Origin of the sequence: Rhizobium sp. ZK1 (assembly GCF_047782645.1) — a bacterium.
Taxonomy (GTDB): domain Bacteria; phylum Pseudomonadota; class Alphaproteobacteria; order Rhizobiales; family Rhizobiaceae; genus Rhizobium.
In genome coordinates this window covers 573238-587338 of sequence record NZ_CP180586.1, presented here as the reverse complement: position 1 = coordinate 587338, position 14101 = coordinate 573238, and the positions used below count along the sequence as shown (strand labels likewise).

Sequence of the window (14101 nt, the reverse complement as noted above, 5' to 3'; positions counted from 1 at the left end):
CGTATCAGCCTCCATGTCCCAGGAATTTGATGATGGTGATGGCGTAGAAAAGAACCACCAGGCCGGCGAGCACGACACCAAGCGCGATGTTGCGATTACGGCGCGACTTGCGTTGCGCCTCAGTGAGCTTGATCAATTCCATTAGAACGAGCCTCCTGCATACGAGACCAGCATCGCAACCAGCCGGTCGAGCATCAGCGCGGAGAACACGGCAAAGAGATAGAAGATCGAGAAGCCGAACAGCTTCTTCGCCGGGATCATCTTGAGATCGCCATCGGGCATACGCCAGACGGCGATGGAACAGTATATGAAGACCGCGCCAAGCGCTGCGGCCACCAAACCATATCCGACGCTGGCAAAACCGAGGAAAGTCGGCAGCACGGCGCAGACTGCCGTCAGCACGGCATAGGCGACGATCTGGTGCTTGGTGGTGCGTTCACCTGCAACGTTCGGCAGCATCGGCACGCCGACAGCTTCGTAATCGCGCATCTTGAAGAGGGCGAGCGCCCAGAAATGCGCCGGCGTCCACAGGAAGATGATCAGGAAAAGAACAGTGCTTTCGATCGTGACCGAATTGGTCACGCAGGCCCAACCGATCATGGGCGGGAAAGCGCCGGCCGCGCCACCGATGACGATGTTCTGCGGCGTGGAGCGCTTCAGCCACATCGTGTAGATGACGGCATAGAAGAAGATGGTGAAGGCGAGGATAGAGGCCGACAGCCAGTTGACCGCCAGACCCAGGATCGTCACCGAGAAGCAGGAGAGAACGAGTCCGAAGGCCAGCGCTTCCTTGGGCATGATGCGGCCGGCCGGGATCGGGCGATTGGCAGTGCGGCTCATTACGGCGTCGATGTCGGCGTCATACCACATGTTCAGCGCACCCGATGCGCCTGCGCCGACGGCAATGCAGAGAATGGCGATCAGGCCGAGGACCGGATTGATGTGGCCTGGCGCCAGCACGAGGCCGGCAAAGGCCGTGAAGACCACGAGCGACATGACCCGCGGCTTCAGAAGCTCGAAATAATCGCGCGCACCGGCTTCCGACAGGCGAAAATCGCCTTCGTCCGCAAGAGCCTCGTGATTGTCGACAACCGTCATCATTCCGTCCTGATCTACTAATCGCAAGACGCCGCAGAGGCCTGCGGCGTCTGGAAGTCCGGCATCTTACTTGATGCGCGGAAGCTGTTCCCACTGGTGGTACGGCGGCGGCGAAGGCAGCTGCCATTCGAGGGTCGTTGCACCCTCACCCCACGGATTGTCACCGGCAACGCGCTTCTTGGCGAAGGCTTCCCAGACACCCACGAGGAAGATGATCACGCCGAAGAAGGAGATATACGAGCCGATCGACGAGACATAGTTCCAGCCGGCGAATGCATCCGGATAGTCGATGTAGCGGCGTGGCATGCCTGCGAGGCCGAGGAAATGCTGCGGGAAGAACACCAGGTTCACGCCGACGAACATGACCCAGAAGTGCAACTTGCCGAGGAACTCGTTGTACATGTAACCGGTCATCTTCGGGAACCAGTAGTACCAGGCAGCGAAGATGGCGAAGACGGCGCCGAGCGACAGAACGTAGTGGAAGTGAGCCACGACGTAATAGGTGTCATGCAGCGAGCGGTCGAGGCCAGCGTTTGCGAGCTGGACGCCCGTGACGCCACCAACGGTGAAGAGGAAGATGAAGCCGATCGCCCAGATCATCGGCGTACGGAAGGTGATAGAGCCACCCCACATCGTTGCGATCCAGGAGAAGATCTTCACACCCGTCGGAACGGCGATGACCATCGTCGCGAAGACGAAGTAGCGCTGCGCGTCGAGCGACAGGCCGACCGTGTACATGTGGTGAGCCCAGACGACGAAGCCGACGGCACCGATGGCGACCATGGCGTAGGCCATGCCGAGGTAACCGAAAACCGGCTTCTTCGAGAAGGTCGATACGATGTGGCTGACGATACCGAAGCCCGGCAGGATCAGGATGTAGACTTCCGGGTGACCGAAGAACCAGAACAGGTGCTGGTAGAGGATCGGGTCACCGCCGCCTTCCGGCGCGAAGAAAGCCGTGCCGAAGTTACGGTCGGTGAGCAGCATGGTGATGGCACCAGCCAGAACCGGCAGCGACAGCAGCAGCAGGAAGGCGGTGATCAGCACAGCCCAGGCAAAGAGCGGCATCTTGTGCAGCGTCATGCCCGGAGCGCGCATATTGAGGATCGTGGTGATGAAGTTGATCGCACCGAGGATCGACGAGGCGCCGGCGATGTGCAGCGCGAAGATCGCAAGGTCGACTGCCGGTCCCGGCTGACCGCCGACTGCGAGCGGCGGATACATGGTCCAGCCGCCGCCTGCGCCGTATGCGCCGGCCGGGCCTTCGACGAACATCGAGATGCACAGCAGCAGGAAGGCGGGAACGATCAGCCAGAAGGAGATGTTGTTCAAACGCGGGAAGGCCATATCCGGCGCGCCGATCATGATCGGCACCATCCAGTTGGCGAAGCCGCCGATCATCGCCGGCATGACCATGAAGAAGATCATGATCAGCGCGTGAGCGGTGGTGAAGACGTTGAACATGTGCTTGGCACCGTCGATGGCGGCATCGCCTTCGAAGCCGTAGACCATGGAGGCGAGGCCGTGGAAGATCTGGATGCCAGGCTCCTGCAGCTCCATGCGCATGGCGACGGAAAGCAGGCCGCCGATAATACCGGCGAAGATCGCGAAGATCAGGTAGAGCGTGCCGATATCCTTATGGTTCGTCGAGAAGAACCAGCGGTCGGCAAAGCTCGGCGCATGAGAGTGATCGTGGTGGTCGTCATGCGCATGAGCGTCATGAGCGTGGTGATCATGAGAATGATCGTCGTGAGCGGAAGGTCCAGCCATTGTCCCGATCCCCTATCTTACTTTGCGACGTTTTCAGCGACATCGACGGTCTTTGCAGAACCATCGGCAGCGGCGATCAGTGTCTTGTAGGCGCCGGGCAGGTCGCTGGCGGCCGTGGTCAACCACTGCTTGTACTTGTCTTCGGAAACGACACGGATGGCGATCGGCATGAACGCATGGTCCTTGCCGCAAAGCTCGGAACACTGGCCGTAGAAGAGACCTTCACGCTCGGCGCGGAACCAGGTTTCGTTCAGGCGGCCCGGAACGGCGTCGATCTTGATGCCAAAGGACGGCATGGCGAAAGCGTGGATGACGTCGGTGGGCGCGGCGGTGACGAGAACGCGGACGGTCTTGTCGACCGGCAGCACGAGTTCGTTGTCGACGGCCAACAGGCGCGGATAGACGGAAAGATCGGTCTTGCCGGCAGCGGGACGATCCGGCTCCTTCAGAAGGTAGGAGTCGAAGGCGACAGGCGTTTCGCCCGAGCCTTCATATTCATAGTTCCACTGCCACTGGGTCGCGGTCGCCTTGATGGTCACATCGGGATTTTCCGGCAGAGTCAACTGCGCAGTGAGCAGGTTAAAAGAGGGAACCGCAAGGAAGAGAAGCACAAGGACCGGCCCCACAGTCCAGATGACTTCGATCAGCGTATTGTGGCTCGTCCTGGAGGGAACCGGGTTCGCCGAAGCGCGGAACTTGAAACAGACGACGATAAGAAGAACGAGAACGAACAGTGTAATCGGAACAATGAACCACAGCGTATACTGTTCGAACCAGCGGATCTCCCGCATGATCGGCGTCGCTGCCGGCTGCAGGGTCGCCTGCCACGGCATCGGCTGATCGGCATATGTGCCGGAAGCAAAAAGCAGACAGACCAGCGCGGTCAGAGCTGCAAAAGCCTTCTTAATCACCTTGTAATCTCCCTCGAGCGCTGATCTGCATCAAATCGGACGCAGAATCCTTGCCATCTTCTGCGCTTCAAACCACAGTTTGGCATCCGCCGCAACAGGCAGAAGCAATTGTCTATGCGGCATTTTTGCTCCGGGACCGCATCGTCGGGCATGGCAAAACATTGCAAGCTTTTCATCAGCATACGAAAAACGCGCTTTGAGGCCAATCCGCTTGCTGCACATTCTTTTGGCGAGGTCCTATTTCTGCCGCAGTCCCCCGGTTTTCACGGGGTGGGGCTTTTCATTTTTTGTGGGCAGCTTCACAAATAGCGGCAATGATTCGATATCCAGAGGTTTTCATGGGTTTCCGTTCCCTCGCGCGGTCGTTTGTTCTGACCGCAGGCATCGCGGCCGCCGCGACGAGCCCCGTTTTCGCGCAGCAGACGCCGGCGCCCGCGCAGTCGCGTCCTGCCACGCCTGCCCCGAAGCCCGCTCCGGCCCAGCCGTCTACGTCGCCCGCGACGCCGAACGTCGAGCAGGTGACGCCTGGGCAAACGCAGCCACCGGCTCCCGGCACGGTTCGTTCCAACCATGGCGCATGGTCCGTCGTCTGCGACAAGCCGCCCGGCGCTTCGACCGAGCAGTGCGCACTGATGCAGAACGTCATCGCCGAAGACCGGCCGGAGGTCGGCCTGTCCGTCGTCGTCCTGAAGACGGCTGACCGCAAGTCGAAGATCCTGCGCGTGCTGGCACCGCTCGGCGTGCTGCTGCCAAACGGCCTCGGTCTCAATGTCGACGGCAAGGACATCGGCCGCGCCTATTTCGTGCGCTGCTTTGCCGATGGCTGCTATGCCGAAGTCGTTCTCGAGGACGAACTGCTCAAGACCTTCCGCAGCGGCGCCCAGGCGACGTTCATCGTCTTCCAGACGCCGGAAGAAGGCATCGGCATCCCCGTCGACCTCAAGGGCTTTGCGGAAGGCTACGACGCCCTGCCCTGATCCGTCGGGGCTTGCTCGCGCAGCACAACAGACCTACATCGGCTATTGAGCACTCCCGCTCTTCTTGCGGAGCAAAAGACATGACCACCGATCTCCTGACGCTTTTCGATGCCGACGAAGCGACGATGCGCAAGCATGTCGCCGAAGCGCTTTCCGGCGCCGATGACGGCGAGCTCTTCATCGAGCACGCGCAGGCGGAATCGCTGACTTTCGATAACGGCCGCCTCAAGGGCGGCAGCTTCAACACCGAGCAGGGTTTTGGCCTGCGCGCCGTGGCCGGCGAAGCTGTCGGTTATGCGCATGCGGGTGACCTCTCCGTCTCGGCGCTGAAGCGGGCCGCCGATGCGGTCAGCGCCGTCACGCGCGGCTATTCCGGCAGCTATGCGGCAGCGCCCCAGGGCACCAACCGCAAGCTCTACACCGACGAGAACCCGATCGGTTCGCCGACCTTCGAGGAGAAGGTCAAGGTGCTGACCGATATCGACGCCTATCTGCGCGGCAAGAACGACAAAGTGCGGCAGGTGACGGCCTCCGTCGCCGCGAGCTGGCAGGTGGTTGACATCCTGCGCGCCGACGGCCATCGCGTACAGGACATCCGGCCGATGACGCGCATCAACATCTCCGTGATGGTCGGCGAAGGCGATCGCCAGGAAAGCGGCTCCTACGGCCAGGGCGGCCGCATCGGCTTCGGCGATTTCATCGCGACGGGAAGCTGGCAGCACGGTGCCGACGAAGCGCTGCGCCAGGCACTCGTCAATCTCGAAGCGATCGACGCGCCGGCAGGCACGATGGACGTCGTGCTCGGCTCCGGCTGGCCGGGCGTCATGCTGCACGAGGCCGTGGGTCACGGCCTCGAGGGCGATTTCAACCGTAAGAAGACCTCCGCCTTTGCGGGTCTCCTGGGCCAGATGGTGGCAGCACCAGGCGTGACCGTCGTCGACGACGGCACGATCGACAGCCGCCGCGGCTCTATCACCATCGACGACGAGGGCACACCGTCCGCCTACAACGTGCTGATCGAAAACGGCAAGCTCGTCGGCTATATGCAGGACCGGCAGAACGCCCGGCTGATGGGCATGGCGCCGACCGGCAACGGCCGCCGCCAGGGCTATGCGCATGTGCCGATGCCGCGCATGACTAACACCTATATGCTCGGCGGCGACAAGACGCCGGAAGAGATCATCGCTTCGGTCAAGAAGGGCATCTATGCCGTCTCCTTCGGCGGCGGCCAGGTGGACATCACATCAGGCAAATTCGTCTTCGGCTGCACCGAGGCCTATCTCATCGAAAACGGCAAGATCGGTGCGCCGATCAAGGGCGCCATGCTGATCGGCAACGGCCCGGACGCGATGAAGCGCGTGTCGATGATCGGTAACGACATGAAACTCGACACCGGCATCGGCAATTGCGGCAAGGCGGGCCAGTGGGTGCCTGTCGGCGTCGGCCAGCCGCATCTGCGCATGGATCAGGTGACCGTCGGCGGCACACAGGCCTGAGGCGATACGATCATGGTCGAGATCGAAATCAGAACCTTCGCCCCTGCCGATGACGATGACGTGATCTCGGTCATCCTGCCGATCCAGCGTGAAGAATTCGGCATCGGCATCACCGCTGACGCGCAGCCGGACCTGCGCGTCATTCCCGACTTTTACCAGTCGGGCAAGGGTCAGTTCTGGGTCGCGGTGAAAGACGGTGTCATTGTCGGCACGCTTGGCCTCAAGGATATCGGCAACAACCAGGCTGCGCTCCGGAAGATGTTCGTGGCCGCCGAGGTGCGAGGCCGCGAACACGGCGTCGCCAACCGACTGCTCGAGGCGCTCTTTGCCCATGCCGGCGAAGTCGGCGTGACCGATATCTTCCTCGGCACCACCGACAAGTTTCTTGCTGCACAGCGGTTCTATGAAAGGAACGGGTTTTCAGAAATTCCCAAGAAGGACCTGCCGCGGGCATTCCCGCTCATGGCGGTGGATAGCAAATTCTACCAGCGCAAAGTCAGAACGAGCTGACCATCAAGCGGATCACGCCTCGAGCTTGAATTTCCATTTCCGTTCGACTGCAGTGGCGAGATCGATGTCGTGGCGACGGGCGAAGAGCAGGAGATGGCCGAGGATATCGGCGGTCTCATCGGCGAGGTCGCGTTCCATCTCCTCTGGCGAGCGGCCTTTGGCACGACCACGACCGGTCAGACGGTTCCAGGCCTGGGTCAGTTCACCCATCTCCTCCTGCAGCTTCAGCAGGAACCAGTCGGCATCGCGCTCAATGCCGTTGGCGCTGGCATAGGTTGACGATGAGGTCTCGAACTGATCGGCGAGCCGTTGCAGCATGACGTTCTCCTTTTGTTTATGAGAAGAGCGCCGATTCCCGGAAATTGTCCAGAGTGTGCAGCTCAGCCCTGGTTCGGCAGGAGCATGCAGTCATAGGAGCGCTTCTTCAGGGCGTCACAGGCAGACGTCGCGTCTTCCTTGCTCTGGAAGCCGACGAAACGGGCGCGGTAAACCGCACTGGCGCCCTTGCCGACAGCTTCAGTATAAGGCGAGGCGGAGACCAGCGGTGCACCTGCCTCGGACTGAGCCTGCGCAAGAAGCGCTCGGGCGGCATCGGCGCTCGGGGCGGCGGAAATCTGGATCTGCCAGCCACCTGCCTTGCCAGCCGGCGCTTTCGACGCCTTGCCGGCATTGATGATCTCGTCCATCGCCGCCGGGCGCTCCAGCGGGATAACGCCACCATCGGCATAACCGAGCGCTTTCGGCGCGGGTTGTACGGCCTCCTCTGCGACACGGGGCGCACTCACCGGCATGGGAACATCGGTGTCATCGGCGGCCGAGGCTACTTCGACCTGCTCCTTGGTATTCATGCTTGCAACCAGCTTAGCGCCGCCGGAAGAGGACGCGCGGCCGATATACCGATCGAGGAGCGCTGCCATTTGGGCGTCGCGGCTACGAGCGGTGCGGCCGCCGAGCACCACGCCGACCACGCGACGGTTACCGTCCTTCACAGCGCTGACAATGTTGAAACCGGAGGCATTGGTGTAGCCGGTCTTGATGCCGTCCATGCCCTCGTAGCGATACATGAGATTGTTGTGGCCGCGGATGGTCCGGCCGCGGAAATTGAAGCTCGCGATGGAGAAGAGGCGATATTCGCTGGGATAGTTCTTCATCAGCGCCACGGCGAGCGTGGACATGTCGCGAGCCGTCGTGATCTGGCGCTTGTCCGGCAGGCCGGATGCGTTGACGAAGACCGTGCGGCTCATGCCGAGCTGGCGGGCCTTGTGGGTCATGAGCCTGGCGAAATTGCTTTCCGAACCACCGAGCTTTTCACCCATGGCGGCAGCAGCATCATTGGCGGATTTGACGATCATGCCATAGACCGCCTCGCGCACGGTGATCGTGCCGCCCGGCTTCACGCCGAGCTTCGTGGGTGGACGGGAGGCCGCATATTTCGACATCGTGACCGGCGTATCCCAGGTGATCTTGCCGCGATTGAGCGCCTCGAAGGTCAGATAGAGCGTCATCATCTTCGTCAGCGAGGCCGGATGGTTCAGCGTATCACCGTTTTCGGACGCGAGGACTTTGCCGGTGCGGGCATCGAGGACGAGAGAGGCGCTTCCGGCAAAGGCCGCTACGGGTGCAGTAATTGCCAGCGTCGCGGTCAAAATGGCAGCCAAAAGCCTTCTCATGCGCTTCCCCTCATTCTATCCGGCGAGTCGATACAATCGAAACTATGTCCCGTATTGTGACACATGCCCACAATCTGGCGCGACTTTGAGGCAACGCCCAAGTTTTTTCCAAGCTTTTGTTTCGCTTGGTTAACAGCCGATAAATAAGCCACGCTCCATGCACGATTCAGCAAGGTTTAACGGCGGATTGATAGCTTGTGTGACACGAATACAAAGCGGGGTCACGGGAAAAATGGGGCAGTGGAAGCGACGTCTGAAACGCACCGCGATCGGCGGCGGGCTGGAAGCGGCGTGGCTGGCGAATGCAGCCGGGCTCATGAAGGAGGCCCGCGGACGTGGTGTCATCTTCACGCTCCATCACGTGCGCCCGCATATCGCCCAGCCGTTCGAACCCAACGAACATCTTGAAATAACGCCGGAATTTCTGGACGCAGTGCTTCGGCGGCTGAAACGGAGCGGCTATCGTTTCGTGCCGCTCGATGCCGTGCCCTCGCTATTGTCGGACCCGCAGGACGATCGCCTGTTCGCCGCCTTCACGCTGGATGATGGGTATCGCAACAATCTCGTCCATGCCCTGCCCGTTTTCGAGCGGCATCGGGCACCCTTTACCGTTTTCGTAGCGCAAGGCTTTGCCGAAGGCTCGCACAGCATCTGGTGGGAAACCCTGGCGCTGCTGCTCGGCAGGGAGAACAGCATCGAGTTCAACTTCGGCCGCGGGAGGGAGAGACTGGCGCTCGACACTCTCGTCCGGAAATGGGACGCCTTCGACCGGCTTGCCGAGTTTATCCACAGGCAGGACGAGAGCCGCGCCATCTTGGAGGTGGATGCGCTGGCCCGGCACCACGGAATCGAGCCGGTCGATATCACGCGGGAACTGGTCATGGCGCCGCAGGAGTTGCGTAAGCTTTCGGCAAGCCCGCTCGCCAGTCTCGGCGCCCATACGATCAGCCACCGGGCGCTGGCCCGCCTGCCGCAGGCGGAAGCACGGATCGAGATGGAAATCTCGGCCGATTATGTCGAATCGATCACTGGCATCCGCCCGCGGGCGATCGCCTATCCCTATGGCACGCAGGAAGCTGCGACAGGCCGCGAAGCGGAACTTACGGCAAAGCTCGGCTTTGCCGTAGCCGTGACAACGCAGCCGGGCTTTCCCGCAGCAAGTCGGCCCACCTTTATGCCGCGCATCTCGCTCAACGGCCTTTACCAGAAGCCACGCTATGTTTCGGCGCTGGCATCAGGCATTCCATTGAAACTGCTCGGCAAATAAACTCTTTACGGGTACATCCGCACCTTGTCCCACCCCCCCTCGGGCGTCGGTCGGCGAAATTCGATGCGGTCGTGCAGCCGGAACTTCTGGTCCTTCCAGAATTCAATCGAGGTTGGGCGGATCCGGAAGCCTGACCAGTAAGACGGGCGCGGAATCTCGCCGATAGCGTAGCGCGCCGTATATTCAGCAACTGCCTTTTCCAGCGCAAAACGGCTTTCGAGCGGGCGTGACTGCTTGGAGGCCCAGGCGCCGATACGGCTGCCGCGGGCACGAGTCGCAAAGTAGGCGTCGGCCTCTGCATCGGCGACCAGTTCGACGGGGCCGCGAACACGCACCTGACGGCGCAGCGTTTTCCAGTGGAAACACATGGCCGCTTTCTTCTGTCCCAAAATTTCGCGACCTTTCTGGCTCTCGAAATTCGTGTAGAAGACGAATCCGTCGGTATCGAAACCCTTCAGGAGAACCATGCGGACATTGGGCAGCCCATCTTCATCGACCGTCGCGAGCGCGACAGCATTGGGGTCGTTGACTTCGGAAGCCTCCGCCTCCTTCAGCCATTCTCCAAAGAGCTTGAAGGGCTCTTCACTTTCAGTAAAGTCACCACCTGTTAACCCGTTTTCCGACATATTAGTTCAAATCCCGCGGTTTATTAAACTGACCCAGCCTTTGACGCTGGGGAAGAACACAGGGTGGAAGTCATAGCAAAGACACATCGCCATACAAAGGGTTCGCTGCGCCGCAGCGTCAGACTCTCCATCGTCGGTATCGCGATACTGTCCCTTTCCGGCTGCGTGGCCGGAGGGTTCGATTTCCTGAGTTCGGCAAAGGTGGATCGTTCGGTGGCAACCGGCACCGTGCCGCAGCCCGCTCCCAGCACCGATACCCTTTCCGACGAGATGACGGTGCGCAACGCCGTAACCTCAGCCGATATCCAGAAGCTCGAGGGACAGCCCCTTCCCTGGGCCAATGCCTCGACCGGCAGCGCCGGTGTCATCGATACAATCGTAGAGAACAATGACGCCGGCCAGGTTTGCCGCCAGTTCCGCACGACGCGCCACTCCTATGTCGGCATCGCCAAGTTCTATGGCAAAACCTGCCTTGTCGGCGGCGGCAACTGGCAGCTTCTGAGCTTCCAGCCGGAAAGCTGAGCCCGTCTGCTCAGCTGTTTCGGCGGGATGCACGCCTGACGCGCCAGGGTTAATGTGTCGTGCCGATTCGCCTCAATGTTTAGTGAAAGACTAACCATTCGCGGCAAAACACCCCATGTCCAACTTCGGAAATAAGAAGTGATTAGCAACTCTCCCGCACGATCGGCCGACGAGCGGGCTTTCCTGTCGCATAAGCGAACGGGACGGCGCGTCATGAGTTGAGTATTCGGTTTCCGGGAACGGCCACGAGGAACATGCCTCCCGGATTGCGACAGCGGCGGTGCGAACAATGCGTGATCCATACAAGGTACTGGGCGTCAAGCGCGACGCGGGAGCGGATGAAATCAAGGCGGCCTGGCGCAACATGGCCAAGGCCGTGCATCCCGATCACAATCAGGGTGACCCGACGGCGACCGCACGTTTTGCCGAGATCGGCCGCGCCTATGAGACGCTGAAAGATCCAAGGAAGCGCAATCTCTTCGACAGCGCGGTGCGTATGGCAGAGGCCAAGAAGCAAGAACAAACGATCATGCAGCAGCGGCACGCAGCCCGTGAAGCGGCCGAGCGCGCAAAGGCCGCGCAGGCCAATGCCGAGCGTGTGATGGAAGAGCTTGCGCGCGCCAACGCCAATGCACAAAAGGCCGCCGCGGCAGGTGCCAAACAGCAGCAGGCCGGCACTGCCGAAGCCGCAGAAGAGATGGTCGAACGGATCTTCGGTGCGCAGACAGCCCGCACTGCCGGCGCACAGGCCCAATCCCAGACGCATTCGCAGCAAGCACAGGCCAAGCCGCATGCAGCGGAGGCCGCCAAGCAGCCAGAACAGGAAACCACCGAATCCGACCCCGCCAAGGCAGAGGACGAGCATATGGAGGCCTCCGCTGCAGGCAGCGCCAACATGTCCCTGCCGCTAAGTCTCCTGACCTCGCTTATGCGTCGCTTCACCGGCGCCGGCCAGCCGGGCCTTGAAAAGGCGCCGGATGAAGTGGCGACCGCGACCGTGACGATCGAAGACATCATGAAGGGAAGCTGGACGACGGTTTCCCTTCCCGAAGGCCGTGAAGTGGGCTTTGCCCTGCCGGCCGGCACGACCGAAGGCCATCAGATCCGGCTCAAGGGCCAGGGTTTCAAGCTGCCTGGCATGCAGCGCGGCGATGCCGTGATCAATATCCACATCGCCCCCGACCCACGCTTCACCGTCGACGGTTTCGACGTGCATGCGGTGCTGCCGCTGAACATCGAGAATGCGGTGCTCGGCACCGAGGCGCGTATCGACGGGCCGCAGGGACCGCTCAATGTAACGGTCCCGGCCTGGTCCGGCTCCGACAAGACGATCCGCATCCCCGACAAGGGCCTGCCCAACGACAGCGGCGGAAAAGGCGATCTCGTCGTCGAATTGCGTATTATGTTGTGGGAAAAACCCGACGATAAAGTCACCGATCTCATGCGAAGCATGCGTGAAGGGCTGTTTTTATGAAATTTCAGTGACAATCGCACCCTTTGTTACGATCCCTAACAGTTGATGATCTTAGCCAAGCTTGAACCGATTAACGGCCTATGCCATAGGCAGGATCATCAGAATTCCTAGGGAAGCGAAATATGGCTCAAGCATCCGGCCTCATGGCAGGCAAACGCGGCGTCATCATGGGTGTCGCCAACAATCGTTCGATTGCGTGGGGTATTGCCAAGGCCATTCATGCGCAGGGCGGAGAAGTTGCATTCACCTACCAGGGCGATGCCCTGAAGAAGCGCGTGGAGCCACTGGCTGCCGAAATCGGCGCCGTCATGGTCGGCCATTGCGACGTCAGTGACGAATCCACGATCGATGCCGTTTTCGACAATGTCGAGAAGCTCTGGGGCAAGATCGATTTCATCGTGCACGCGATCGGTTTTTCCGACAAGGACGAACTGACCGGCCGTTACGTCGATACGACGCCGGACAATTTCGCCAAGACGATGCAGATCTCCGTCTACTCCTTCACCTCGGTCGCTCGCCGCGCCGAGAAGCTGATGAGGGAAGGCGGCTCTATGCTCACCCTCACCTATTACGGTGCAGAAAAGGTGATGCCGAACTACAATGTCATGGGCGTCGCCAAGGCCGCACTTGAAGCGAGCGTCAAGTATCTCGCCGTCGATCTCGGACCGAAAAACATTCGCGTCAACGCCGTTTCGGCAGGCCCGATCAAGACGCTTGCTGCTTCAGGCATCGGTGATTTCCGCTATATCCTCAAGTGGAACGAGTACAATGCGCCGCTGCGCCGTACGGTTACCATCGAGGAAGTGGGCGATGTCGGTCTCTACCTTCTCTCCGACCTGTCGCGTTCGGTGACCGGTGAAGTGCATCACGCCGACAGCGGCTATCATGTCATCGGCATGAAGGCGGTGGACGCGCCTGATATTTCCGTCATCAAGGACTGAGGCGTCCTACTACCCTCGAGCGGAGCCGATCCCCGTGCTTATCTATGTGATCAGACACGGCCAGACCGACTGGAATGCGGAGCGTCGCCTGCAGGGGCAGAAGGATATTCCGATCAATGCGATCGGCCGCGAACAGGCAAGACAGAACGGGATCGCCCTTGCGGCGATCCTGAACGGTGACGATACGGAATTTGATTTCGTCGCAAGCCCGCTCGGCCGTACGCGCGAGACCATGGAGATCATGCGATCAGCCATGGGGCTCCCGCCCAAGGAATACCGCACCGACGAACGCCTGGTCGAAGTCTCCTTCGGCGATTGGGAAGGCTATACGCTAAAGCAGCTTAGGGCCTCGCAGACCGAGCGCGTCGCAGAACGCAACATCAACAAATGGGATTTCATTCCGCCGGGCGAGGATGCGGAAAGCTACGAGATCATGTCGTGGCGGACCGGCGCATGGCTGAATTCGGTCGACCGGCCGACGGTCTGCGTCACTCATGGCGGTGTCATCAGAAGCTTGTTCAAGATGATATCCAACCTGCCGAAGGACGTCGCCTCCGAGGGCGAAATTCCGCAGGACCGGATTTTGAAGATCGAGACGTCGCAGAGCCTGATCGGCTGGATCTAGAGCCTTTCCTGGTTAGATTGAAGCATTCTGTTGGCTCAAACGGAGTCGGATGATCGACCGGCCGGCGCGCGTAGTAGCCCAGATCTACAGCCAAGCCGGCCGGTCGATCAGGCGGCCCGTTTCAGCCAACCCGCTGGTTTGCCTGCAAACCAGCTAGGGCCGGGCATCTTTCCGCCAGGATCAAAGGCGATCGGCTCGGATGTACCAAGGGGTA

The 14101-nt window shown here is 60.7% G+C and carries 15 protein-coding genes; 8 read left to right on the top strand and 7 right to left on the bottom strand.

From position 1 onward, the window contains the following. Positions 1-4 precede the first annotated feature (4 nt). From ACK9YZ_RS02945 to coxB, 4 genes are all read right to left on the bottom strand, one after another. On the bottom strand, positions 5-142 hold the full coding sequence (locus ACK9YZ_RS02945) for a hypothetical protein (protein ID WP_416065618.1): 138 nt from the start codon (positions 140-142) through the stop codon (positions 5-7). Continuing rightward, complete coding sequence (locus tag ACK9YZ_RS02940) at positions 142-1098, bottom strand: heme o synthase (protein ID WP_416066804.1); 957 nt, start codon at positions 1096-1098, stop codon at positions 142-144. The genes ACK9YZ_RS02945 and ACK9YZ_RS02940 overlap by 1 nt, the downstream gene beginning before the upstream one ends. 66 nt (positions 1099-1164) lie before the next feature. Further along, on the bottom strand, positions 1165-2868 hold the full coding sequence (gene ctaD, locus ACK9YZ_RS02935) for a cytochrome c oxidase subunit I (RefSeq protein ID WP_216757248.1): 1704 nt from the start codon (positions 2866-2868) through the stop codon (positions 1165-1167). Between the two features lie 17 nt (positions 2869-2885). Further along, the gene (gene coxB, locus ACK9YZ_RS02930) at positions 2886-3779 is read right to left on the bottom strand and encodes a cytochrome c oxidase subunit II (protein WP_416065617.1); all 894 of its coding nucleotides are present in this window, start codon (positions 3777-3779) and stop codon (positions 2886-2888) included. A 314-nt stretch (positions 3780-4093) separates the two neighbouring features. On the opposite strand from coxB, the gene ACK9YZ_RS02925 reads away from it, so the two are divergent. The 3 genes from ACK9YZ_RS02925 to ACK9YZ_RS02915 all read left to right on the top strand — a co-directional run bounded on the left by ACK9YZ_RS02925 (position 4094) and on the right by ACK9YZ_RS02915 (position 6762). Then, entirely contained in the window at positions 4094-4756 is a 663-nt protein-coding gene (locus tag ACK9YZ_RS02925; protein WP_216757246.1) for an invasion associated locus B family protein, read from the top strand. A gap of 80 nt (positions 4757-4836) precedes the next feature. After that, positions 4837-6252: a metalloprotease TldD gene (gene tldD, locus ACK9YZ_RS02920; RefSeq protein WP_416065616.1), complete on the top strand. Its 1416-nt coding sequence runs from the start codon at positions 4837-4839 to the stop codon at positions 6250-6252. Positions 6253-6264: 12 nt separating this feature from the next. Next, entirely contained in the window at positions 6265-6762 is a 498-nt protein-coding gene (locus ACK9YZ_RS02915; RefSeq protein ID WP_416065615.1) for a GNAT family N-acetyltransferase, read from the top strand. Between the two features lie 12 nt (positions 6763-6774). On the opposite strand, the gene ACK9YZ_RS02910 is transcribed toward ACK9YZ_RS02915, so the two are convergent. Together ACK9YZ_RS02910 and ACK9YZ_RS02905 are read right to left on the bottom strand one after the other, a co-directional pair. Then, complete coding sequence (locus ACK9YZ_RS02910) at positions 6775-7080, bottom strand: pyrophosphatase (protein ID WP_416065614.1); 306 nt, start codon at positions 7078-7080, stop codon at positions 6775-6777. Positions 7081-7142: 62 nt separating this feature from the next. Continuing rightward, on the bottom strand, positions 7143-8432 hold the full coding sequence (locus ACK9YZ_RS02905; RefSeq protein WP_416065613.1) for a D-alanyl-D-alanine carboxypeptidase family protein: 1290 nt from the start codon (positions 8430-8432) through the stop codon (positions 7143-7145). A 232-nt stretch (positions 8433-8664) separates the two neighbouring features. Between ACK9YZ_RS02905 and ACK9YZ_RS02900 the strand changes: the two genes are divergently transcribed. Continuing rightward, complete coding sequence (locus ACK9YZ_RS02900; protein ID WP_416065612.1) at positions 8665-9699, top strand: polysaccharide deacetylase family protein; 1035 nt, start codon at positions 8665-8667, stop codon at positions 9697-9699. Between the two features lie 5 nt (positions 9700-9704). On the opposite strand, the gene pdxH is transcribed toward ACK9YZ_RS02900, so the two are convergent. Next, the gene (gene pdxH, locus ACK9YZ_RS02895; RefSeq protein WP_416065611.1) at positions 9705-10325 is read right to left on the bottom strand and encodes a pyridoxamine 5'-phosphate oxidase; all 621 of its coding nucleotides are present in this window, start codon (positions 10323-10325) and stop codon (positions 9705-9707) included. 63 nt (positions 10326-10388) lie between these two features. Here pdxH and ACK9YZ_RS02890 point away from each other — a divergent pair, with 63 nt between their 5' ends. The 4 genes from ACK9YZ_RS02890 (at position 10389) to ACK9YZ_RS02875 (ending at position 13887) form a co-directional block, all read left to right on the top strand. Continuing rightward, complete coding sequence (locus tag ACK9YZ_RS02890; protein WP_183735520.1) at positions 10389-10847, top strand: RT0821/Lpp0805 family surface protein; 459 nt, start codon at positions 10389-10391, stop codon at positions 10845-10847. A 289-nt stretch (positions 10848-11136) separates the two neighbouring features. After that, positions 11137-12321, top strand: a complete 1185-nt coding sequence (locus tag ACK9YZ_RS02885; protein WP_416065610.1) for a DnaJ C-terminal domain-containing protein — start codon at positions 11137-11139, stop codon at positions 12319-12321. A gap of 122 nt (positions 12322-12443) precedes the next feature. Continuing rightward, positions 12444-13262 carry an enoyl-ACP reductase FabI gene (gene fabI / locus ACK9YZ_RS02880; RefSeq protein WP_216757237.1) on the top strand — a complete coding sequence of 273 codons (819 nt, stop codon included), beginning with the start codon at positions 12444-12446 and terminating at the stop codon, positions 13260-13262. A 34-nt stretch (positions 13263-13296) separates the two neighbouring features. Continuing rightward, positions 13297-13887, top strand: a complete 591-nt coding sequence (locus tag ACK9YZ_RS02875) for a histidine phosphatase family protein (RefSeq protein ID WP_416065609.1) — start codon at positions 13297-13299, stop codon at positions 13885-13887. The last annotated feature ends 214 nt before the right edge of the window (positions 13888-14101 follow it).

Coding starts and splice junctions, on each gene's coding strand:
- ACK9YZ_RS02905 (WP_416065613.1), bottom strand. CDS start 8,432: ATGAGAAGGCTTTTGGCTGCCATTTTGACCGCGACGCTGGCAATTACT.
- ACK9YZ_RS02885 (WP_416065610.1), top strand. CDS start 11,137: ATGCGTGATCCATACAAGGTACTGGGCGTCAAGCGCGACGCGGGAGCG.
- ACK9YZ_RS02925 (WP_216757246.1), top strand. CDS start 4,094: ATGATTCGATATCCAGAGGTTTTCATGGGTTTCCGTTCCCTCGCGCGG.
- ctaD (WP_216757248.1), bottom strand. CDS start 2,868: ATGGCTGGACCTTCCGCTCACGACGATCATTCTCATGATCACCACGCT.
- ACK9YZ_RS02940 (WP_416066804.1), bottom strand. CDS start 1,098: ATGACGGTTGTCGACAATCACGAGGCTCTTGCGGACGAAGGCGATTTT.
- ACK9YZ_RS02910 (WP_416065614.1), bottom strand. CDS start 7,080: ATGCTGCAACGGCTCGCCGATCAGTTCGAGACCTCATCGTCAACCTAT.
- tldD (WP_416065616.1), top strand. CDS start 4,837: ATGACCACCGATCTCCTGACGCTTTTCGATGCCGACGAAGCGACGATG.
- ACK9YZ_RS02915 (WP_416065615.1), top strand. CDS start 6,265: ATGGTCGAGATCGAAATCAGAACCTTCGCCCCTGCCGATGACGATGAC.
- ACK9YZ_RS02945 (WP_416065618.1), bottom strand. CDS start 142: ATGGAATTGATCAAGCTCACTGAGGCGCAACGCAAGTCGCGCCGTAAT.
- ACK9YZ_RS02900 (WP_416065612.1), top strand. CDS start 8,665: ATGGGGCAGTGGAAGCGACGTCTGAAACGCACCGCGATCGGCGGCGGG.
- pdxH (WP_416065611.1), bottom strand. CDS start 10,325: ATGTCGGAAAACGGGTTAACAGGTGGTGACTTTACTGAAAGTGAAGAG.
- fabI (WP_216757237.1), top strand. CDS start 12,444: ATGGCTCAAGCATCCGGCCTCATGGCAGGCAAACGCGGCGTCATCATG.